At 69.7% G+C, this 20,031-nt stretch carries 20 protein-coding genes; 14 read left to right on the top strand and 6 right to left on the bottom strand.

The genetic code is table 11. The annotated features are described in order from the left end of the window. Nucleotides 1-199, top strand: a 199-nt coding sequence (locus HOV91_RS16105) for a hypothetical protein (protein WP_174186195.1), incomplete at its 5' end; no start/stop codon positions are given. 10 nt (nt 200-209) lie between these two features. On the opposite strand, the gene HOV91_RS16100 is transcribed toward HOV91_RS16105, so the two are convergent. Then, complete coding sequence (locus HOV91_RS16100; RefSeq protein ID WP_174186206.1) at nt 210-1,319, bottom strand: lipase family protein; 1,110 nt, start codon at nt 1,317-1,319, stop codon at nt 210-212. 118 nt (nt 1,320-1,437) lie between these two features. Between HOV91_RS16100 and HOV91_RS16095 the strand changes: the two genes are divergently transcribed. The 4 genes from HOV91_RS16095 to HOV91_RS16080 all read left to right on the top strand — a co-directional run bounded on the left by HOV91_RS16095 (nt 1,438) and on the right by HOV91_RS16080 (nt 3,581). Then, entirely contained in the window at nt 1,438-1,995 is a 558-nt protein-coding gene (locus HOV91_RS16095) for a DUF2599 domain-containing protein (RefSeq protein ID WP_174186194.1), read from the top strand. A gap of 34 nt (nt 1,996-2,029) precedes the next feature. Beyond that, the gene (locus HOV91_RS16090; protein ID WP_174186193.1) at nt 2,030-2,689 is read left to right on the top strand and encodes an SDR family oxidoreductase; all 660 of its coding nucleotides are present in this window, start codon (nt 2,030-2,032) and stop codon (nt 2,687-2,689) included. A 64-nt stretch (nt 2,690-2,753) separates the two neighbouring features. Further along, on the top strand, nt 2,754-3,056 hold the full coding sequence (locus HOV91_RS16085; RefSeq protein ID WP_174186192.1) for a putative quinol monooxygenase: 303 nt from the start codon (nt 2,754-2,756) through the stop codon (nt 3,054-3,056). A gap of 297 nt (nt 3,057-3,353) precedes the next feature. Beyond that, nucleotides 3,354-3,581 (top strand): hypothetical protein, encoded by a 228-nt coding sequence (locus HOV91_RS16080; RefSeq protein WP_246350162.1) that lies wholly within the window; start codon nt 3,354-3,356, stop codon nt 3,579-3,581. A gap of 249 nt (nt 3,582-3,830) precedes the next feature. On the opposite strand, the gene HOV91_RS16075 is transcribed toward HOV91_RS16080, so the two are convergent. Both HOV91_RS16075 and HOV91_RS16070 read right to left on the bottom strand, forming a co-directional pair. After that, nucleotides 3,831-4,718 (bottom strand): Sco1979 family transcriptional regulator, encoded by an 888-nt coding sequence (locus HOV91_RS16075; protein WP_174186190.1) that lies wholly within the window; start codon nt 4,716-4,718, stop codon nt 3,831-3,833. A 90-nt stretch (nt 4,719-4,808) separates the two neighbouring features. Further along, a complete protein-coding gene (locus tag HOV91_RS16070) occupies nt 4,809-5,030 on the bottom strand; it encodes a DUF397 domain-containing protein (protein ID WP_174186189.1) in 222 nt (73 codons plus the stop codon). 326 nt (nt 5,031-5,356) lie between these two features. Between HOV91_RS16070 and HOV91_RS16065 the strand changes: the two genes are divergently transcribed. The 4 genes from HOV91_RS16065 (at nt 5,357) to HOV91_RS16050 (ending at nt 8,655) form a co-directional block, all read left to right on the top strand. Beyond that, on the top strand, nt 5,357-6,154 hold the full coding sequence (locus HOV91_RS16065; RefSeq protein ID WP_174186188.1) for an SAM-dependent methyltransferase: 798 nt from the start codon (nt 5,357-5,359) through the stop codon (nt 6,152-6,154). 224 nt (nt 6,155-6,378) lie between these two features. Further along, on the top strand, nt 6,379-6,615 hold the full coding sequence (locus HOV91_RS16060) for a hypothetical protein (RefSeq protein ID WP_174186187.1): 237 nt from the start codon (nt 6,379-6,381) through the stop codon (nt 6,613-6,615). 240 nt (nt 6,616-6,855) lie between these two features. Continuing rightward, a complete protein-coding gene (locus HOV91_RS16055) occupies nt 6,856-8,118 on the top strand; it encodes a PucR family transcriptional regulator (RefSeq protein WP_174186186.1) in 1,263 nt (420 codons plus the stop codon). A 102-nt stretch (nt 8,119-8,220) separates the two neighbouring features. Then, entirely contained in the window at nt 8,221-8,655 is a 435-nt protein-coding gene (locus HOV91_RS16050; RefSeq protein ID WP_174186185.1) for a CBS domain-containing protein, read from the top strand. Here the strand turns inward: HOV91_RS16050 and HOV91_RS16045 are convergent. Continuing rightward, nucleotides 8,652-9,083, bottom strand: coding sequence for a pyridoxamine 5'-phosphate oxidase family protein (locus HOV91_RS16045; RefSeq protein WP_174186184.1), 432 nt, complete (start codon nt 9,081-9,083; stop codon nt 8,652-8,654). The genes HOV91_RS16050 and HOV91_RS16045 overlap by 4 nt on opposite strands. Nucleotides 9,084-9,217: 134 nt before the next feature. Here HOV91_RS16045 and HOV91_RS16040 point away from each other — a divergent pair, with 134 nt between their 5' ends. From HOV91_RS16040 to HOV91_RS16025, 4 genes are read left to right on the top strand one after another with little or no spacing between them, the layout of a single operon-like run. Beyond that, nucleotides 9,218-10,480, top strand: a complete 1,263-nt coding sequence (locus HOV91_RS16040; RefSeq protein WP_312884640.1) for an aminotransferase class V-fold PLP-dependent enzyme — start codon at nt 9,218-9,220, stop codon at nt 10,478-10,480. Further along, nucleotides 10,477-11,763 (top strand): heavy-metal-associated domain-containing protein, encoded by a 1,287-nt coding sequence (locus HOV91_RS16035; RefSeq protein WP_174186182.1) that lies wholly within the window; start codon nt 10,477-10,479, stop codon nt 11,761-11,763. The genes HOV91_RS16040 and HOV91_RS16035 overlap by 4 nt, the downstream gene beginning before the upstream one ends. Further along, complete coding sequence (locus HOV91_RS16030; RefSeq protein WP_174186181.1) at nt 11,760-13,253, top strand: alanine racemase; 1,494 nt, start codon at nt 11,760-11,762, stop codon at nt 13,251-13,253. The genes HOV91_RS16035 and HOV91_RS16030 overlap by 4 nt, the downstream gene beginning before the upstream one ends. Next, entirely contained in the window at nt 13,253-14,578 is a 1,326-nt protein-coding gene (locus tag HOV91_RS16025; RefSeq protein WP_174186180.1) for a pyridoxal-phosphate dependent enzyme, read from the top strand. Before HOV91_RS16030 ends, HOV91_RS16025 begins: the two co-directional genes overlap by 1 nt. Nucleotides 14,579-14,598: 20 nt before the next feature. Here HOV91_RS16025 and HOV91_RS16020 read toward each other — a convergent pair whose 3' ends face one another. Then, entirely contained in the window at nt 14,599-16,110 is a 1,512-nt protein-coding gene (locus HOV91_RS16020) for a condensation domain-containing protein (RefSeq protein ID WP_312884639.1), read from the bottom strand. 172 nt (nt 16,111-16,282) lie between these two features. Between HOV91_RS16020 and HOV91_RS16015 the strand changes: the two genes are divergently transcribed. Continuing rightward, the gene (locus tag HOV91_RS16015; RefSeq protein ID WP_174186179.1) at nt 16,283-16,912 is read left to right on the top strand and encodes a TetR/AcrR family transcriptional regulator; all 630 of its coding nucleotides are present in this window, start codon (nt 16,283-16,285) and stop codon (nt 16,910-16,912) included. Nucleotides 16,913-16,932: 20 nt separating this feature from the next. Here HOV91_RS16015 and HOV91_RS16010 read toward each other — a convergent pair whose 3' ends face one another. Continuing rightward, entirely contained in the window at nt 16,933-19,959 is a 3,027-nt protein-coding gene (locus HOV91_RS16010) for a tetratricopeptide repeat protein (RefSeq protein WP_174186178.1), read from the bottom strand. Nucleotides 19,960-20,031: the final 72 nt, after the last annotated feature.

The following is a 20,031-nucleotide window of genomic DNA, read 5'->3' as shown; positions in this document are numbered from 1 at the left end:
GGACCCGCCCACCCAGCGGGTGACCGTCTACTTCGACGGCCCAACTCCCGGCGACGCGCTCGTGCTCGAGTACGCCGCGACCCGGACCGAGGCGTGGGAGTTCACCTCGGCCGCCGCTCACGCCGGGCTCACCGTCACCGTCGACGGCCAGGTTCGTCCCGGCCTGCGCAGGCTACCGTGCCGATCGCTGTGGCGCTGAGTACACGGGTTCAGGGCCGATCGAGCGCACCGCGCAGGAACGCGAGCGCGTCGGGAAACGCTTCCCGCGCCGCGCCGAGATGATCGCCGGGATAGAAGCCCACCCGCAGATCGGTGCCGGCGGAGCGCAGTTCGGCGATCAGCTCGAGCGTCAACGGCGCGGGCACCTCCAGATCGGTCAGCCCCTGACCGAGGTACAGCGGAACGGAGTAGTCGCTCGTCGGCACCCGCAACATCGCGCGCACCGCCGCCAGCAGCGCGGGATCGTCCAGGGGCCGCGACAGCATGGCGCCGATGCCGATGCCGGACACCTGCGCGTCCGCCTCGATGACGCAGTCCGCTTCCACGATGCGCAGCACGTCCCGGCCGACCGGGGTCAGGTAACTGTCGATATCCAGCTCCGGTGCGCTGGCCCGCAATCCGGCCAGCAGCATGCCGAAGTAGGTCGTCGTCTTCTGCAGCGGCAGCCGGGGCAACCACGGTCCGGCCAGCGGGAAAACCTGATCCAGGTTCGACGGCGCGCCGGTCGCGGCCGCGCCGCGCAGATCGAGCTCCGGCGCGTCGGCGGGTGCGAGGTGGGCGGTGAACAGCGCCGCCTGCCCGCCCTGCGACTGACCGAACACCGCCCAGCGGGTGCCGAGCGAGGGGGCGACCGCGCGTGCGGCGCGGACGCCGTCGATGATGCTGCGGGCCTGCGCGGGACCGTCCAGATAGGGATGCACGCCGGGGGTGCCCAGTCCGACATAGTCGGAGATCACGACCGCGTATCCCGCACGCAGCAGCTCCGGGTACACCGACGTCAGGTAGTAGTCGCGGGGTTGCAGGGTGAACGCGCACTCGTCGGCGATCCCGGAGGTGCCGTGCGCGTAGGCGATGATCGGCCAGCCGCCCTGCGGCGGAGTGCCTTCGGGCAGGTAAAGCACCCCCGTGCTCAGCATCGGGCCACGCGGGCCGCGCGACCAGTACGTCAGCCGCTCGGCGCTCGTCGCGCCCTGCACGTGCAGCCGCCCGGCCAGCGCCACCAGGTCGGTCACGGTGCCGGGCGCCTCGCCCGCCCGCGCGCCCGCGTGCCCGGCCAACGCGACCGTCACCGAGACCACGACGCCCGCCGCCCCCACCATGATCCGTCCACACCGCACCGCACCGACTATCCCCAGCCGGAGCCCCGCGGGCAAGCCACCACAATCGGTGGCCCGCCCGTGGCGTCTCGCCGGAGCCGCTCGGGCTCGCTAGGCTCGGATGAGCACGCCGGAAACCGGCGCCGAGGAGAACACAGGAGGTTCGGCCGTGGCGCAGCGGTACGCGCATCGCCTCGTCACCGGGCGCCGCGCCGCAGTGCTTCTCTCGGCGGGTCTGCTACCACTGGCGGTGGCGTGCGGCGCCGAGGACGCCGCGCCCGCGGCGAGCACGACCACCCGCACGACGACCACGTCGAGCGCACCGGCCCCGGCACCGCTGGCCGCCGTACCGTCGGTCGACCCCTACGCGGGCCAGCCGCTGGTCGACCACGTCACCTGGACCGAGACCATGGACGGGCCACGGCTGCTGGTTTTCCCCACGCAGGCCGGTCGCCAGACCACCTTCCCCGGTTCGGACGAGCGGGCCTGGCAGGAAGTCGTGGCCCGGTCGGCCGACGCCGACGCGCCCGGCATGCGTGACCAGTTCATCTGCCACTGGGAGTGGGCGCGGCTGGTGCAGCCGAACAAGCCGAGCTGGAACTTGGAACCGTGGCGCCCCGCGGTCGGCTACCCGGCCACCGTCGAAGCGCGCTGTAATCCCGGCGGCCCCGAGCGCTGAGCGCGGGCGCCGCCCAGACCGGAAGGAGCGATTCATGCGCGTCGTCATCGCAGGCGGCCATGGAAAGATCGCATTGCTGCTCGCCCCCTTGCTCACCGCGAACGGCCACGAGGTCGCCGCCCTGATCCGCAATCCCGAGCACGCGGACGGCGTGCGCGGCACCGGCGCCGAGCCGGTGCTGTGCGACTTGGAGCAGGTCGGTACCGACGAGTTGGTTTCGGTTGTCGAAGGCTGCGACGCGGCGATTTTCGCCGCGGGCGCGGGGCAGGGCAGCGGCGTCGAGCGGAAGTACACGGTCGATCTGGGCGGCTCGGTCCGGTTGGCCGAGACGGCCGAGCGCACGGGGGTGCGCCGTTTCCTGCAGATCTCCACGATGGGCGCGGGGCGTCCACCCGCGCCCGGCTCCGACGAGGTGTGGGCGGCGTACGTCGACGCCAAGACCGAGGCCGAAAACGATCTGCGGGACCGGGATCTCGACTGGACGATCCTGCGTCCCGGCCGCCTGACCGACTCCCCCGGTACCGGGCTGGTGACGCTTGCCCGGCCTCCGCTCGAGCGCGGGGAGATCCCTCGCGCCGACGTCGCGGCCGTTTTGTCCGGACTGCTGCCCGCCGCGCCCACCGCCGGAACGACGCTCGATCTGGTCTCGGGCGGAACTCCGATTAGCCAGGCAATAGCGCAAGTGGCCGACTGAGCCGTCGTGAGCCGCGCTACCGCCCTTGCCGATTGACGCCAACGGTCACGATGGGAGAACAACCGTGTTCAGTCGAATCGTCTCGATGAAGATCCGCCCCGGCTCCCGAGCGGAGTTCCTCGCGGCCATATCCCGCAGCGCGGAGGCGTCGGTGCGGACCGAGCCCGGCTGTCTGCGCTTCGACATCTGCGCAGATCGGGTGGATCCGCACCGCTTCTTTCTCTACCAGCTCTACACCGACGACGAGGCGGCCGAGGCACACCGCTTCACCGAACATTTCCTCGCCTGGCGGGCCGCGGCGGACCAATTCGTCGAGCCGGGTACACAGATCGATTACTGCACGGACGTCCTCTTCGGCCGTGGCTGAATTCCGCTTGCCGGGCACCGCGTCCGCAAACTTCCGGGCCCGAATTGCCTGCACGCACGTGCAATCGATCGTGCAGATGTGCTTGCATATGAAAGGTGCAGCGGCATAAACTCGGTGCCGCAACGCTTTACAGGGGACCACAAGGGGAGGCCGAGTGGGCGAGCCGAAGGCCGAAGCCGCCGCGGGTTTGCCGCCGCCAGTCGAAACAGGGGCGTTCGAATGGAACAACCACTTACCGGCGGTCGGTTCGGATCAGCCGACACCGCACTGGCCGACCAGCCAGCGAACGGTAGACATATGAGCACATCGACGGCCCGCAGCGGCCACAGCAATACCGCGTTCTCCCGAGAAACCGCCATGGCATACGTCATCGATGCCGTCGAATCCACCGGCGCGGCAACTCGGCACGATTTCGATATCGAGCGAATCGTCACCATCGCGCACGCGATGGCCGACGACTGGGATCTCCAGACTTTGCAGCCCGCGACATTCTGGCGAATCGCCTCCAGCTTCATCAAGCAGTAGCGAACCAGCCTCGCCGTCCGAGCCAGGCGAGTAGCGAAATATTTTGTGCCACAAGCACTCGAGTTGCGTCGCGCCCAGCGTCGGCGCGTATCCACCACGATGCGCCGACGCCGGGGCCGATCCAATAGGACGATTTCTTCGGCGGCCACCGCCGGCAATTAAAGCAACGCAAACGAGCGGCCACCTCCGTTTCCGGAGGTGGCCGCTCGGCTTGCCGGGCCTTGCGGCGGTGCGCTGCCGCCGCGCGTCTCAGCGCCCCTCGGCGTACTTCTCCATGATTTCGATCGACTTCTCCGGACGCTCGGCCTGCACGCTGAGCCGGTCCATCACCGACAGATACAGCGCGAGGTCCTGCCGTCGCTCGAGGTACAACGCGCTGGTCAACTGTTCGAGATACACGATGTCCGGCAGTTCCGACTCGGCGAAACGCAAAATGCTGAAGGAGCTACCCGCAGCGGCATGCTCGCCCGCGGTGAACGGCAGCACCTGGATCGTCACGTTCGGCAGCTTCGCCAGCCGGATCAGGTGCAGCATCTGCTCCCGATGCACCTGCGGACCGCCGACGGGCCGCACCAACGCGGCTTCGTCGAGCACCGCCCATACCACCGGCGGGTCCGAGCGGAAGAGAATTTCCTGCCTGCGCTGACGCACCGCGACCCGCCGGTCCGTGTCGACGTCCTCGTACCCGAGCGCCACGACCGCCCTGGCGTATTCGGGTGTTTGCAGCAGGCCGGGAACAAGATGCGACTCGTAGGTGCGGATCTTGCTCGCGGCCTGCTCGAGACCGAGGTAGGTGCCGAACCACTGCGGCAGCAAGTCGCTGTAGCGATGCCACCAGCCGGGCTCGTTGGCCTGCCTGGCCAGTTCGAGGAACGACTCGCGCTCCTCGGGATCGTGGACGCCGTAAAGGGTCAGCAGATCGCGGATGTCACGTTCTTTGAAGCCGGTGCGGCCCAACTCGAGACGACTGATCTTGGCGTGCGATCCGCGGATCGCATCGCCAGCGGCCTCGCGGGTGATGTTCTTCTTCTCCCGGAGTTTGCGCAGCTGGCCGCCCAATGCGATGCGTAGCACGGTCGGACCACGCTCCGCGACAACGGATTGCACATGACCATCGTCATCGGGTTCAGCGATCATCGAGTTCGTCTCCGATACTCCGGGGGTTGCCCACAGTGTGTCACATCCACATGTCGCGAGACACACCGCACCGACCGCTTATGTTACCGCTCAGCTAGTCAAATAGTCGAACTCTCCAGCTTTCGCGCCGCGGACGAACGCGTCGATCTCCGGACGGGTGTAGATGATCACACCGCCTTCCGGATCCCGCGAGTTACGTACCGCCACCTGGCCGTTGGCCGTTTCGGCCAGCTCGACGCAGTTGCCGCTCGGATTACTGAAGGAACTCTTGCGCCAAGTTCCGACGATCTCGTTGGTGGACGTATCCGACATCTTCCCCACTCCTCGGTTACCGCAGTTAGGCGATTCGGGTTCGTGCAAATGCACGTTCAAACGTTCTTGCATTTGCACCGACACCGGACGATAGCACGAAGTTCGCCCCTGTGCGCCCGCAGAATCGGACCATTCGGTCGAGTTTGTGAAACACGTCCGCGTCGACCCCGAAACACCGAGATCAGCTCCCCGATCCGACCCGCCGCAGGACAACGAATCTTGTACTGTCACAGTGCACATCGGATGTACCAGTCATTCGCGACACCCCCACGCGCCCACCCGCACGGACGTGCCGCGGACACGTTTTTGCCGAGGAGTCCAACCCCATGCCCGAAGACCACAGCCCCCTCATCCGGACCGACATCCCCCACTCCGCGCGGATCTGGAACTACTGGATGGGCGGTAAGGACTACTACGAGATCGACCGCATCGCAGGCGATGCCGGGATCGAAGTCGATCCGGACATCACCACCATGGCGGTGCAGTCGCGCCAGTTCCTCATCCGCGCCGTGCGCTACCTCGCAGGCGAGGTGGGCATCCGCCAGTTCCTCGATATCGGCACCGGCCTGCCCACCATGCAGAACACCCACGAGGTCGCCCAGAGCGTCGCGCCCGAAGCCCGGATCGTCTACGTGGACAACGACCCGCTGGTGCTCACGCACGCGCGGGCGCTGCTCACCAGCACCACACCCGAAGGCGTGACCACCTACATCGACGCCGACTACCACGATCCCGAGCGGATCATCAACGACGCCAAGCACGTCCTGAACTTCAACGAGCCCATCGCCGTGATGTTCATGGGCGTGCTCGGCCACGCGAAGACCTACGACGATCTGCTGCGAATCGTGCACACCGTGCTGGATGCCGTGCCGTCGGGCAGTCACCTGGTGATGTGGGACGGCACCGACGACAGCAAGGCCTACGTCACCCTGTGCGAGAACTACACCGGCACCGGCGGCACTCCCTATGTCCCGCGCCCGCAGGCTCAGATCAAGGCCGTATTCGACGGTTTGGAACTGGTCGACCCGGGCTTCGTGTCCATCACGCAGTGGCGCGCGGGTGAGACCGAGGTCGGCGAGACCCGCCCGATTTCCGCCTACGGCGGGGTCGCCCGCAAGCCGTAAGCCCCCTGGACGTCAAACCACAAGCGGCACAGCGGCGGTCGCCGGTCCCACACCGGCGGCCGCCGCCGTTTATTTCTCCCACCGATCGTGCAGATGTACTTGCATCTGTAAGCGACGCAGGCATAAACTCGAACTCGAAATCGGGGAGGTACGCAGGGAGTTCGAGCCCGCGCACCAGCACCACCGCCCTCCCCGCCACACGTCCGGACGCGAGGGGTAGTCGAATGATCGAGCCATTTCGAACTCCCCGCCGGGTTGCCGTGATCGATGGCGCCGGCGCCGAACCCCTACGCCAGCGCCCGGTGTCCGAATTCGCCATGTCCGACTGCGCCGTGGAGCCCCGCGGGCTCACCTACCGGCAGGCGCGTGACATCCTCTACACCCACGAGGTCCACGGCCCCCAGTGCAGGCAGTGGCTGGCCGCCGCCGCCTACCTGTCAGCCGGGCTGGACGACGAGTAGTCCTCCGTCATCGCCTGACGCACAGCCGATTTCGCGACCGCGCCGACATCGCTCCAGCGTCGTCCCCGCCCGCGACGCCGCGCGCCGGGCGTCGAGTCACGACCGCCCGCCGCGTGCCGTGGCGAGCTGCTGATCGATCTCACAGATCACTCCCGGTACGCACGCCCCTTTCGTATAGTGATCGATCGACTCGGGCGCGATTTCTCGCACGCCTGGCGTGGCACTTGGAGCGAACTCGCAATGACCTACTCCGCGTTGGATCTGTCCGCCGACTCGTCCGACTCGGTGCTGGAAATCGGTGGACAGCCGGCGTCGGTGTCCTTGCAGAACACCGACAGCGTGGCCTCGCGCATGGTCGGCTACTTCGAGAACTTCATGGCTCCCTGCCGGACCCTGCCCGGCGAGCAAGTACGCGGGGATGTCACCAGACTCACCCGCAGCTGCCTGAACCTCGCCGCCGAGATGTTCGACCGGCGGACCGTGCCGGACGACCGGCAGCTCGGCCCGGTGCGCGCGGCGGCCGCCCGCTGGGCCCGCGAGGGGGTGCCGCTGAGCACCATCCTGCGCGCCTACCACGAGGGGCTGCGCATCGCCTTCGGTCTGGTCACCGCGCGCGCCGAGGCCGACGACGTCGACGAGGTGCTGGTCGCCGCCGATCTGCTGCTCGAGCTGCTCGAGGCGATCACCGCGGCGGTGTCCGACGCCTACGTCGAGGAACAGCACCTGGTGGCCAAGGAACATCAGACGGCGACGCAGACGCTCGCCTCGGCGCTGCTCAGCGGTCGCGGCAGCTCGGCTCTGGCCCGGCAGACGGGCATTCCGATCGCGCAGTCCTATCAGGTTGTCGCCCTGTCCGTTCCGGAGCATCCGGACGAGCGCGACGCACGCGTCGACGGAACCGTCGCTGCGCGCCGCAAGCTGCGGCGGCTGCAATCCGAGCTGGCCACCGTCTTCGACTCCCGCGCGCTGGCCCTGCTCAGCGCCAAGGGTGGCACGCTGCTGATCCCGTTGGGCGAGGAGGGCGAGACCGTCCTCACCGACACGACGCTCGGACTGCTGGCCGAGGCCGCGGAGGTACCGCTCACCGCGACCATCGTGCCGACCGACACCGATCAGATCCCGGAATCGGCCGATCAGGCACACGAACTGCTGAATCTCGTGCGGGTGGGCGCCCGGCCGCCCGGTCTCTACCAGATGTCCGATCTCGCCGTGGAATATCAGCTCACTCGCAGCGGCCCGGCCACCCGGCGGATCGCGACCATTCTCGATCCGCTCGACGCCCATCCCGAACTGTTCGACACCATGCGCGCCTACCTCGGCAACGACATGAACCGGCAGCTCACCGCGCGTCAGCTCTACGTGCACCCGAACACGGTCGACTACCGCCTGCGCCGCATCGCCCAGCTGACCTCGATCGACCTGGCGACTTCGGCGGGCATCTCGCAGGCGGCGATCGCCCTGCTGGCCAGGGACCTCGACCGCAGCGTCGCACGGCGCCTGTGACGACCGCACCGTGACCTGATCGTGGCCTGTAACGGATTCGTGCTGGTCACCGAGCCACGATCTTGCGATCCTGGTAGTGCCGCGACGTCTGGATGGTGAGATATGCGAATTTCGGAGATCCTGCGCAGGAAGGGTAGCGACGTGGCCACCGTCGCGCCCGACACGACGGTGCGCACGCTGCTCGCCACGCTGGCCGAGCGGAACATCGGCGCGGTCGTCGTCTCCCCGGACGGGGACACGATCGCAGGCATCGTCTCCGAGCGCGACGTGGTCCGCAGTCTGCACGCCCGCGGTGCGGACCTGCTGGACACGCCGGTCTCGGCGATCATGACCTCCGAGGTGCGCACCTGCTCGCTCGACGACCGGGTGGACGGCCTGCGCCGCACCATGACCGACCACCGCATCCGGCACCTGCCCGTGGTGCACGAGGGCAGGCTGGTCGGCATCGTCAGCATCGGCGACGTGGTGAAGAGCGCGATCTCCGAGCTGGCGACCGAGCGCGAACACCTGGTCGAGTACCTGCAGGGCAGATACTAGAGCGCGCTGAGATCTCCCAGATCGGCCGAGAGCCAGCGCTCCGGCCGCAGGTAGACCGCGACCTGCTCACCGTAGGCCTCGGCCGCCTTCAGGTAGGCGTCGACCGATCCGGCGGGCAGATAACGCGCGGCCATCTCGCGGTGCATCTCCTCGGTCATCGGGACGGTCCGGGTGACCGGGCCCTCCACGCTCACATACCGGACCGTGGGCTCGACCTGCTGCACCATCAGCGCGAAACGGCCGGTCTCCCGGAGGTAGCGCATCTTCTGCGATTCCGGACCGGTCAGGATCCACGCCTCGCCGCCGGGGCTGTACTGGTACCAGATCGGGACGGTGAGCGGCGCCCGGCCGGCGCCCGCGGCCACCGAGAACGCCGCGACATGCGGTTGCGCGAGAAACTTTTGACGCTGTTCGGGTGTCAGAGGCATGCCGCCAGGGTAGTCGCGAAAGCCGTTGTGCACCAGAAACTTAGACGCCCGCACCGAAAATGCGTATCGTGGGTGACGTCCTGGTTACCGGTGAAGGGAGCGTCACGTTGCGGTCCCACGCCCCGAGATCGCCGGTGACGCGAACCGAAACGGCCGCCCGGTTACCGGACTCGCCGTTCGCGCCTGCCTCGGTGCGGTCGCTGTTCCCTGCGCTGTCCGGCGCCGCCGAAGTCTACCTGGACAGCGCCGCAACCACCCAGAAGCCGCTGCCGGTGATCGAGACCATCCAGCGCTACCACAGCTACGGCACAGCCAACGTGGGCCGCGGCACCTACCCCTGGGCCACCGGGCTCACCGCCCGGATCGCCCGGATCCGGGAGCGGACCGCGGCGTTCATCGGCGCCGAGCACCCGGACGAGGTCGTCTTCACCGGCGGCGCCACCGCCGCGCTCAACGCCGTCGCGCTGTCCTGGGGCCTGACCGCGCTCGACGATGGCGACCAGATCCTCTACAACGCGACCGACCACGCGTCGAACGTGTACCCGTGGCAGCACCTGCGCGGGCTGCTCGCCCGGTTCGGCCGCCGGATCGAGCTGATTCCCTACCAGGTGACCGGCGCGGGCGAGGCGGACACCGATGACATCCTGGCCAAGGTCACCGATCGCACCCGCCTGATCGCCACCGGGCATCTGCACCACGTCTTCGGCGCGGTCAGCACCCTGGAGGAGTTGCGAGGAAGGATCGACCCGGCCGTCCTGCTGTGCTTCGACTGCTCGCAGAGCGGCGGGCACCTCCCGGTCGACGTGACCACCCTCGGCGCGGACTTCGCGGTCTTCGCCGCGCACAAGATGTTCGGCGCGCCGGGTACGGGAATCCTGTACTGCCACCGCCGCGTGCACGACCGATTGGCGCCGTTCCTGCCCGGCGGCAATTCCGCGATCAGCCCGGACCCCGACGGGCTGCGGCCGGGTCCGATGCCCGCGCTGCTGGAAGGCGGTACGCCGAACATTCCCGGCATTCTCGCCCTCGGCAGTGCGCTGGAGGTGCTGGAATCGTTCGGCCTCGATGCCGTCGCCGCGCACAACCGTGCCCTGACCCTGCGCCTGATCGACGGCCTGCGATCGGTGCCCGGCCTGGATTTCCTGCCCGGCCCCGCGCACGCCGCGTGCGAGGTGGGTTACGGCATCGTCTCCTTCACCCTGGACGGGATCTCGGCGGCCGACGCGGGATTCGTATTGAGCGAGCTGGGTTTCCTGGTGCGCACCGGCGCGCACTGCGTCCCCGCCGCGACCGGCGGCGCGGGCTCGGTGCGGGTCAGCACGCACATCTACAACACGCCCGGCGAGATCGATCGATTCGTCGCGTGCGTGCGCAGCATTGCCGAGGAGGTCACGTGAGTATCGACATCCCCCGCTACGACCGGCGGGCCGCGTCCAGGGTGCTGGCCGAGTTGGCACAACCGGGGCTGTTCACCGCACCGGCTCCCGCCCTTCCGCCGCATCGGTTCGAATTCACCTGCGCCGCACTGGGTCCCGAGCCGGGTAGCCATCTCACCTATTCGCAACGGCTGTACCTGGAACGTTTCATGCGGCCGTGTCGCGCGGATCAGGTGACCAGCGCGACGCACCGGATCGCGTGGACCGACAGCGCGGGCATCCCGAACACCGGGCACTTCCGCGCCGACGGGCTCGGCCCTTCGATGCCGATCGCGGTGCGCGAGACGGTGCTGGCCCTGTGGCGCCGACTGGACGCCGATTCCGGTTTCGCCGCGCGCGCCGCGGCGCTCGGACCGAGCGACCACGCGGTGCTGACGGGGACGACCACCGATCACGATCCACGCGACATCTTCCGGGTCGGCATCGAGGCGGCGGGGCGCGTGCTGGCCCAGCACGCACTGCTGGCCGCGCAGACCCCGTACCGCGACGCCGCCGCATTCGCCAGGGGCATGAGCGATTCCGGGATATTCGCCGCCGTGGCCACGCGCTGGTTCTGGGAGTTGCAGGCCTCCACCTATCGGCGCGGCATGATCCCGGCGACCCTGGTCGCGCACCCCGACGGCACCGTGCGCTATTCCGCGGAGACAGTGGCGACCCTGCGCGCGATGAAGGACGCCACCATCGCCGACGCACACGCCGTGATGGAGCGCGCCACCACCGGCGAAGGTCTCACCGTCGCGGAGGCCATCGCCAAGTACCACGACGACCTCGACCTGATCTCCCGGCAGTACGCGCTGCTTCCGGCCGGGGTCCACCCCGCTTGCCTGGCGGCCACACCGCATCAGCTCGACAGCGGGCACTACAGCATCCTGCCGCCGCTGGTGGACCGGTTCGTCGAGACGTTCATCGAGATCGCCGGACACTGCGAGGTGGCCGAGGTGAGCGCCGAACTCGACGAGGCGGTCGCCGATCGTGCCGCCACCGCCGAGGACCAGGTGTTCTACGTGCCGGATATGACGTGCAAGCACTGCGTGCGCACGATCGGCGGGGTGCTGGAGTCGATGGACATCCGCGTGGTCGAGATCGACCTGGACAGCAAGCGGGTAGTGGCCGAGTTCCGCAGCCCGCGCAATCGGGCACGGGCGTTCGAGGCGATCCGCGACGGCGGCTACAACCCGGTCGCGCAGCGCCCCGACAGCGCGGAGCGGACTTCGGCCACCGAGCCGTCGGAAGCCGCCGTATGACGCCGTGGCCGCCGGCATTGCCTGCGAAGCTGCATCCGATCGTCCGCGCCTTTCTCGACACCCCGGGCGCCGTGGCCGAGACGCTCGCGACCTACGGGTCCCCGGTGCACCTAGTGTTCCCGCAGGTCTTCGCCGAGAATCTGGCGCGCCTGCGCGCGCCGCTGCGGCGCGGTCTGCCCGGGCATCGAATCTGCTACGCGCACAAGGTCAATCAGTCGCACGCGTTCGTCCGCACCGCCGAACGCGCAGGCGTCGCCATCGATGTCGCCTCGCCGCACGAACTGTCCAGTGCGCTGGGCGCCGGATTCGATCGAGCGCGCATCGAGGTCACCGGTCCGAAGGGCGAAGCCTTCCTCCGCGACCTGGTCGCGCGCCGGGTGACGATCAACGTGGACAACCTGTGGGAATTGGGCCGCATCGCGGAACTCGCCGACGCGCATGCGGAGATTCCGGTGCTGCTGCGCGTTTCCGGTTTCGATCCGGGGCAGGTGAGCCGGTTCGGTGTGCCGGTCGCGCACGTCGAGCGGGCCCTCGAGCTGTTGTCGGCGCAGCGGGGGCGGATCGCCTTTCTCGGCTTCGCTTTCCACCTCGATTCGGGCGATCTCGGCGAGCGCGTCCGGGCGATCGACGCCTGCCTGCGCCTGATCGAGCGGGCCTACGATCGTGGGCTCACCCCTTCGGTCCTCGACATCGGCGGCGGTTTCCGTCAGGTGTTCACCGCCGATGCCGAACGGTTCGACGCCTACGTGCTCGCGTTGCGCGAATCGCTGCTCGGCCGGGGTGAGCCGATGAGCTGGGGCAGCAACACCTTCGGCTATCACGTCGCGGGCGGCGCGGTGCACGGCACGCCGGTGTTCCACAAGTACGCCAACACCGTCTCCGCCGATCGCATGCTCACCGATCTGCTCGGCGCGCCGCTGGAACGGCACGGCGGGCGCACGGTGGCGCAGGTGGTGGGCGACAACCTGCTGGAGATGTGGCTGGAGCCGGGCAAGGCGCTGGTCGATCACGCGGGCATCACGGTGGCCACGGTCGAGTTCGTCAAGGAGATCTCCGACGGCAGCGTGCTGGTCCACGTCGACCTCAGCCGGGATGCGGTGACGCCCGCCGACCAGGAGGTCATGGTCGACCCGATCCTGCCGCCTCGGGCGGGCGCCGGTCCGGTCGGCGTCTATTTCGCCGGACGGCTGTGCCTGGAGCGAGATCTGATCACCAATCACAAGGTGTGGTTGCCCACTCGGCCCGGCCCGGGCGATCCGGTGGTGTTCCCGAATACCGCCGCCTACCACATGGACTTGTCCGCGGCGACGGCCTCGATGCATCCGCTGCCCAGGAAACTCGCTGTCACCCGGGAACCCGACGGGTTCCGGGTGGTTCGCGACGCAGACTACGAGCCGGACCTCCCCGGCGAGTCCCCAGCGCCGCGCGATTTCGCGCCGCAGGCCGCCCACGCCGCCCCCAGTCCGGTCCGATTCGTCGAGGGCCCCTGATGCGATACGACCACATCACCGAACTCATCGGCAATACGCCCCTGCTCCGGCTCGATCCCGCGGTGCACGGGCTGGCGAACGTCGAGCTCTACGCGAAGCTGGAGTCGCACAACCCGTTCGGCTCGGTCAAGGACCGGGTGGCCTGGGGGATGCTGCGCGACGACTTGGCGCAGATCCGCGCGAGCGGTCAGACGCTCATCGAGGCCTCCAGCGGCAACACGGCCAAGGCGCTGCGCGTCCTGGGCGCGGTGTACGGCATCGACCTGCGCGCGGTGACCAACCGGATCAAGGTGGCCGAGGTCCGTGATCTGCTGCAACTGTTCGGCACCGAGATCGTGGAACTGCCCGGCCTGTCCGAATGCCCGGACCCGACCACGCCGAACGACGTCTACTCGGTGATCGAGGCGACCATGGCGCAGCAGCCCGGCGCGTATCGCCACCTGTCGCAGTACACCAACGAGAAGAACATCGAGGCACACCACGAGGGCACCGGACGGGAGATCCACGAGGACCTCGCCGCCGACGGCATCGGGCGGGTGGACTATCTGATCGGCGGGCTCGGTACCACCGGGTCCACCCGTGGTACCGCCACCTACCTGCGCAAGCACAATCCCGAATTGCGCACGGTCGCCGTGGTTTCCGAGCGGTCGGACTTCGTACCCGGTATCCGGTCGGAGAGCGAGATGTGGGATGTGGGGCTGTTCCAGCCCGAATTCTACGACCGGATCGTCACCGTGTCGGCGCGCGACGCCGTGGACGCGACGCTGCGCCTGGCGACCGGGTACGGCATCCTGGCCGGCCCGACCAGCGGCGCCGGTTACGCGGCCGCACTGGACACGCTCGGCGCGCTCGATCTCTCGGCCACCGATCCGGACGACCCGGTCGTCGCGGTGTTCATCGTCTGCGATCGGCTCGAGCCGTATCTGTCCTACATCAAGAAGCGCAGGCCGGAACTGTTCGGCCGAGCCGATCCCGAGACCGCGCCTACCGCCGCCGAGCTGGCCGAGGTACCGCGTCTGTCGCCCGCGCAGCTCGCCGAGCTGGACCGGACGGGACGGCCGACCATCGTGGACAGCCGCGGCGCCATGGCCTACCGGATCGGGCACGTGCCCGGTGCGTTGAACATTCGCGACGACCAGCTCGACGACATGTTCGGTCACGGCATTCCGTTCCCGCGGTCACGCCCGGTCGTGTTCGTCTGCCCGGTCGGGGAACTGTCGCTGCGGTTCGCCGCTCGCGCCCGCCGGGCCGGATACGACGCCGCGAGCCTGGCCGGGGGCATCGTCGCCTGGCGCGACGCGGGACTGCCACTGGAGCGTGGCTGACCTCCCGCTCGCGGCGCTGCTCACCGGCGCGCCGCGGAGAAGCCGGTCAGCAGCGGGGCGACCGGGCCGCGGTACCCGGTGGCGAGCAATTCGACTGTCGCGGTGAACAATTCGACGAAAGCCACCGCGGTGTCGTGATCGAACAGCGCGGTCGGATAGATGAAAACGCCGTCGATGCCCGCAGGCGCGCCCAGCCGGTCGTACCGGTCCACCAGGCCGAATTCGAGGTCGTGCTTGGCGCGGACGACGCCGGTGTCGAGCTCGGTGACGGTCAGCCCGCCGTCGCCACCCGCGGCGGGTGCGGCGGGTGCGGCGGCCGCCCCGCGCTGGAGGATCAGCGTCGCCTGGAACAGCGGGCAGGCCGCGTCCTGCAACAGGCAGCGCTTCAGCCGCTGGGCGGGGGTATCGGGATGGGCGAACGCGGCCAGCGCCACCCGGCGCACCTGCTCGAGCAGCTCGTCCGCGTCGGCGGCCCGGTCGAGGCGCACGCGCATCAGCACGTCGTCGGCGAAGTTGCCGACCAGATCGTCCAGCAGCCGATGGTCGCGGCCCGCCACCGCTGTGGCCACCGTGACGTCGGCGCTGCCGGAGAACGCGCCGACCGCCACCGCGAAAGCGGCTTGCAACACCATGAACAGGCTGGCCCGCGCCGCACCCGCCCGATCGAGCAGCGCGCGGTGCGCGTCGGCGTCGAACGCGACCGGCACGACGGCCCCCGCGCCCGCCGCGCCGGCCCGGCGGACCGGGCGGGGGCGAGTGCAGGAGAATTCGAGCACCGGCGGCCTACCGGCGAGCGTGTTCGCCCAGTAGCGCAACTGCTGCGTGGCGCGGCTCCATTCGTCGGAGTAGTCACCGAGCTGGGCGTGTTTCCACAGGGTGTAGTCGGCGTAGTCGACCGGCAACGGCGGCCAGTCCGGCGCGGCCCCGGCTTGCCTGGCGAGGTAGGCCGTGCCGAGATCGCGCAGCAGCGGGGCCACCGAGCGCCCGTCGATCGAGATGTGGTGGATCACCAGCACCACTACCACGTCGCACGGCCCGAGCACGCACAGCCGGGCGCGAATCGGCAGATCGGTGGCCAAATCGAAGGCACCGGCGGCGAATTCCGCGATGTGGTGCGGCAATTCGGCTTCGGTGACCGCGACCACTTCGGTCCGCACCTCGGCCTCGGGCGCCGGAACGATCACCTGGGCCGGGCCCGAGTCGGTCATCGGGTAGCGGGTGCGCAGCGGTTCGTGCCGGGCGACGACGTCATCGATGGCGGCGACCAGCGCCTCGGTCCGCAGCGCGGCCCCGGACAGGCGCACCGCGCGAGCCACATTCCAGTCACCGGAGTTTCCGGCCCGCGCGGCATGCCACATGCGTTCCTGCGCCGGGGCGAGCGGAAGATGCGCCGGGCGCGGCCCACGAGCGAGCGGCACCGGGCGCCGCGGCGGCGGGAGGTGCCGAACCGCTGGTCGGGTGCCGCGCCCAGGGCTGCGCCCGAGCCCATCGCCGATCGCTTCGGACCAGATCACCGCAGCGGAGTTGTTCACGCGCCGTTACCCTCCACTGCCGAACCACCGAAAGACCCGAGGAAGGTAACCGCCTGGAGTAAACCGACAGTTACCGTACCGTGACCGCGCGGGATCCGTTTCGGCAAGACCGTGGAGGGCGGGGCGGGTGCGCGCGGCGCCGGGGTGTTCGGCCAGGCATTATCGTTGGGCCGTGCAGACAGGTCAGCAATCAGACGACGACGGGGGCCCGCGGATCTGGGGTGGGACGACGCTCACCGAGCGCAGGGAGACGCGGCGGACGGCATTGCTGGAGGCGGCGCTCGATCTGATCGGCGAATCGGGCGCGAGCGGGGTCACCATGCGTGCGGTGTGCCGCAAGGCCAATCTCACCGACCGCTATTTCTACGAGAGCTTCGCAGGCCGCGACGAGCTGCTGGACGTGCTCTACCGTCAGGTCGCCGACGAATTCCTGGAGCCGATGACGGCGTTCGCCGCCACCGACGACCCGTCCCGGGACCGGGCGCTGTCGGAGATCCTCGTGGACAAGGTGCTCGCCGACCCGCGCAAATCGCGGCTGTTCCTGGTCGAGCCGTACTCCAGCACCGGACTGGGGCAGACCACCTTCGCGGTGATGCCGGTCTTCACCCGTGTCATGCAGGACCATCTGTTCGGCCACATCGACGACCCGGTCAAGCGCAGGCTGGCGGCGGTGACGATGGCCAGCGGCAACGCGGGCATGTTCTCGGCCTGGCTGAACGGCTCGCTGCGCGCCACCCGCGAGCAGATCATCGAGCACTGCGTCCAGACGCTCACCGCGTACCGCGCGCTGTACCGTTCCTGACCGCGCGGCTCGCCCGACCGTCAGTCCCCGGACTGGCCCCGCCAATACGCCAAGGTGTTCTTGGTCCGGATGGTGGCGGCGTGCGCGGGACCGAGGGCACGCAATTCCGCCACCAGCAGAACCTCCAGCTCCGCGACGGCGCGGACCAGGTCGCCGTGCCGGGCGCGGCAGGCCGCGAGATCGTTGCGGGTGTCGAGGGTGTCCGGGTGATCCGGGCCCAGCACCCGGAGGCGGTCGGCGAGCAGCTTCTCCAAGTCGGTGATCGCGCCGGGGAGGTCGCCGCTGTCGGCGCGGTAGGTGGCCAGCCGACCGCGGGTGAGCAGCGTGTCGGGGTGGTCGGGACCGAGCACCCGTAGTCGATCGTCGAGCAGGCGGGTGAACTCCGCGCCCGCCCCCGCCAGATCGCCGCTGCGCGCGCGGAACGCCGCGAGGTTGTTGCGCGCGCCGAGCGTGTCGGGGTGGTCGGGACCGAAGACGCGCAGGCAGTCCGCCACGAGTTGCTCGAACTCGGCGCGGGCCCCGGCGAGGTCACCGCTGTCGGCGCGCCAGTACGCCAGGCTGTTACGGGTGCGCATGGTGTCGGGATGATCCGGCCCTTGCACGCGGGCGCGGTCGGCGAGCAGCTGTTCGAAGCCGGCGATCGCTCCGACGAAATCGCCGATATCGCCGCGATTGGACGCCAGATTGCGCCTGGTGCGCAGCGTTTCGGGGTGGTCGGGTCCGAGCAGGCGCCGCTGGTCGGTGAGCAGGTGCTCGAATTCCACGGCCGCGCCCGAGTAGTCACCGCAGCGGGCACGGTAGCTGGCCAGGCGGTCGCGAGTGTCCAGGGTGTCCGGGTCGTCGGGGCCGAACACCCGCAGCCGGTCGGCGAGCAACTGCTCGAAATCGGCGATGGCGCCGACCAGGTCGCCGCTCTCGGCGCGATGGTAGGCCCGCCGCTCCCGGGTGGTGCAGGTGTCGTGATGGTCCGGGCCGAGTGTTTCGACGAAGTCGGGCACCCAGGCGGCCCACAGGTCGCGGTCGTCGGCCGACCTGCCGGTTTCCAGCTTCGTCAGGAAGTCGATGGCCAAGGCGGAGTCGCCGTAGGCCAAGCAGTGCCGCACGGCCGCGCCCCGTGCGTAGTCGGCGGCCCGGTCGGTGTCGTCGGCCTGGATCGCCGCCACGAGGGCGCGGTGGGCGTCGGTGAGCCGCACGCCGAGGCGGCGGCATTCCGCGGCCAGCGCGGGCAGGAACCCGCTGTGTGACACTCCGAGCGACTCGCGGACGCTGCCGGGATGGCTGCGGGTGATCAGCGTGCCGAGATTCACTGCGACGTCGCGGATGCGGGCGGTGCTGAGATCGACCCCGAGCGACAGCAACGCCGCGTCCAGCAACTCCAACGGCAGCACGGGGCCGGCTCCCGCCGCAACCAGTAGGCCGAGCAATACCGCTGTCGCACTGGCTGTTTCGGGATCGGCGCCGCGCAGCGCCGTCTCGACCCGCAGGGCGATGACCCGGTCGAGACCGATCCCGGCGGCGACCGCGCCGTCGGTCAGCCCCGCGGCGACCTCCAGCAGGATGCCCGCCAGCAGCCAGCCGCCGGAGACCACCCGCGAACCGCCCGCGGCCGCCGGTGTCTCGGCCAGCAGCCGCTGGATCCAGCCGATCCAGTCGACCGGGCCCAGCGGCGCCGTGCCGCGGGCGGAGTCCACCACGGCGGCGATGTCGTCGGCCGCCGGTTCGGCGACATCGATCCGGTACATGTGCGCCAGCTCCGGGTCGTCCTCGACGCCGGTGCCGGGCCGGATGCCGACGATCACCCGCACATGCCGGAGATCCTCGCGCGTGGTCAGATCGGCGATCGCGGCCACGAGCAGCCGCCTGGTGCCCTCCTGGGGCTGATTGAGTCCGTCCAGCACCACGGTGACCCGGCGGCCCGCGCTGGACAGGCGCGCCAACGGGCGGCGGACCAGGATGTCGAAGATGTCGAACTCGTCCCTGGGCCGATGCGCCCGCGCCGCCCGGGCCGCCTCCCGGAAGCCGGGTAGTCGTGCGTCGAGTTGCGCGGCAAGTTCCGCGGCGACCGCTTCCACCGAGCTGTTCACCGTCAGGAACACCGCGGCGGTGATGTAGTCCGGGGTCACCGCGAGCCCGTCGACCAGACTGGGACGGATGAGCATCGCCAGCAGCGTGGACTTGCCCACGCCCGCGGGCCCCAGCACGGCCCGCAGCCGGTGACTGCCCGCGTCGACGATCGCGTCGAGGCGCTCGCGCACGTCGGGCGTCAGCAGCAGCCGCCGGGTCAGCTGGTCGACGAACCCGGCGGCGGAACGCCCGCTCACCGCGTCCCGATGGCGCGCGGTGTTCGGCACCAACCACAGCCCCGGGTCGACGCCCTCGGCCGCCGACACCGCGCCGGAACTGAAGGACAGATGCTGCGGCTGTTGATAGGTGCACTGCGTCGCGATCGGGTCGACCAAGTCCGAGGGCAGCAGGTTCTCCCCGCGCAGCGGCAGTCCGATGTCGAAGGTGGCGAGCATGGTCCGGGTGAAACATCCGGAGTACGCGGGCCCGTCGCCCGAGGCGACCAGCAGTTCCATCCGGCCGCCGGACTGGGCCAGCAGATCGGTCCACCGGCGCGCCGCGCCCTGCACGCCCTGACCGGCTTCGCACGCGTCGACCAGCAGCACCAGCCCGTCGAGCGCGGCACGGTCGAGCCGCTCCCTGATCGCCTGGGTGAGGTGGAAGGCGTTGTGCGAGTTCGGGGCGGCGGGTGAATCGTGGCCGAGCAGGTAGAAGTCCTCGGCGGTCGTCGCCACGCCGTGCCCGATGAAGCCGAGCAGCAGCGTGGCCTGTCGCTCGGATGCCGCCGCGAAGGCCGTGTCGACGGCGGCGAACAATTGCGCGGCAGTGGGATTGAGCACCGGGCCGTCGAGCTCGGTCGCCGTCCGCCAACCGCCCGCCCCGGTCAGGCTCCCGTACAGGCCGGTGGCGAGTTCCTCGGTGAATCCCAATTCGCCCAGCGCCGCGCATTCCGCCCCCACCACCAGCGCAAGCCGTCCTCCCATACGAGAAACATACCTGCGCCGCCACGGCCGTCCCGTCGTGCGGTCGGGTCGGAGCCGTACCGAAAGACGCTG

The organism is Nocardia barduliensis (assembly GCF_013315795.1).
Lineage (GTDB): Bacteria > Actinomycetota > Actinomycetes > Mycobacteriales > Mycobacteriaceae > Nocardia > Nocardia barduliensis.
Note: the sequence above shows the minus strand (reverse complement) of the source record. Positions and strands in the feature narration are given on the sequence as shown.

What these genes read in the sequence shown, in the direction of transcription:
- HOV91_RS16055 (WP_174186186.1), top strand. Translation starts at nt 6,856, where the DNA reads ATGACCTACTCCGCGTTGGATCTGTCCGCCGACTCGTCCGACTCGGTG.
- HOV91_RS16045 (WP_174186184.1), bottom strand. Translation starts at nt 9,083, where the DNA reads ATGCCTCTGACACCCGAACAGCGTCAAAAGTTTCTCGCGCAACCGCAT.
- HOV91_RS16025 (WP_174186180.1), top strand. Translation starts at nt 13,253, where the DNA reads ATGCGATACGACCACATCACCGAACTCATCGGCAATACGCCCCTGCTC.
- HOV91_RS16010 (WP_174186178.1), bottom strand. Translation starts at nt 19,959, where the DNA reads ATGGGAGGACGGCTTGCGCTGGTGGTGGGGGCGGAATGCGCGGCGCTG.
- HOV91_RS16060 (WP_174186187.1), top strand. Translation starts at nt 6,379, where the DNA reads ATGATCGAGCCATTTCGAACTCCCCGCCGGGTTGCCGTGATCGATGGC.
- HOV91_RS16030 (WP_174186181.1), top strand. Translation starts at nt 11,760, where the DNA reads ATGACGCCGTGGCCGCCGGCATTGCCTGCGAAGCTGCATCCGATCGTC.
- HOV91_RS16065 (WP_174186188.1), top strand. Translation starts at nt 5,357, where the DNA reads ATGCCCGAAGACCACAGCCCCCTCATCCGGACCGACATCCCCCACTCC.
- HOV91_RS16100 (WP_174186206.1), bottom strand. Translation starts at nt 1,319, where the DNA reads ATGGTGGGGGCGGCGGGCGTCGTGGTCTCGGTGACGGTCGCGTTGGCC.
- HOV91_RS16075 (WP_174186190.1), bottom strand. Translation starts at nt 4,718, where the DNA reads ATGATCGCTGAACCCGATGACGATGGTCATGTGCAATCCGTTGTCGCG.
- HOV91_RS16070 (WP_174186189.1), bottom strand. Translation starts at nt 5,030, where the DNA reads ATGTCGGATACGTCCACCAACGAGATCGTCGGAACTTGGCGCAAGAGT.
- HOV91_RS16080 (WP_246350162.1), top strand. Translation starts at nt 3,354, where the DNA reads ATGAGCACATCGACGGCCCGCAGCGGCCACAGCAATACCGCGTTCTCC.
- HOV91_RS16095 (WP_174186194.1), top strand. Translation starts at nt 1,438, where the DNA reads ATGAGCACGCCGGAAACCGGCGCCGAGGAGAACACAGGAGGTTCGGCC.
- HOV91_RS16090 (WP_174186193.1), top strand. Translation starts at nt 2,030, where the DNA reads ATGCGCGTCGTCATCGCAGGCGGCCATGGAAAGATCGCATTGCTGCTC.
- HOV91_RS16050 (WP_174186185.1), top strand. Translation starts at nt 8,221, where the DNA reads ATGCGAATTTCGGAGATCCTGCGCAGGAAGGGTAGCGACGTGGCCACC.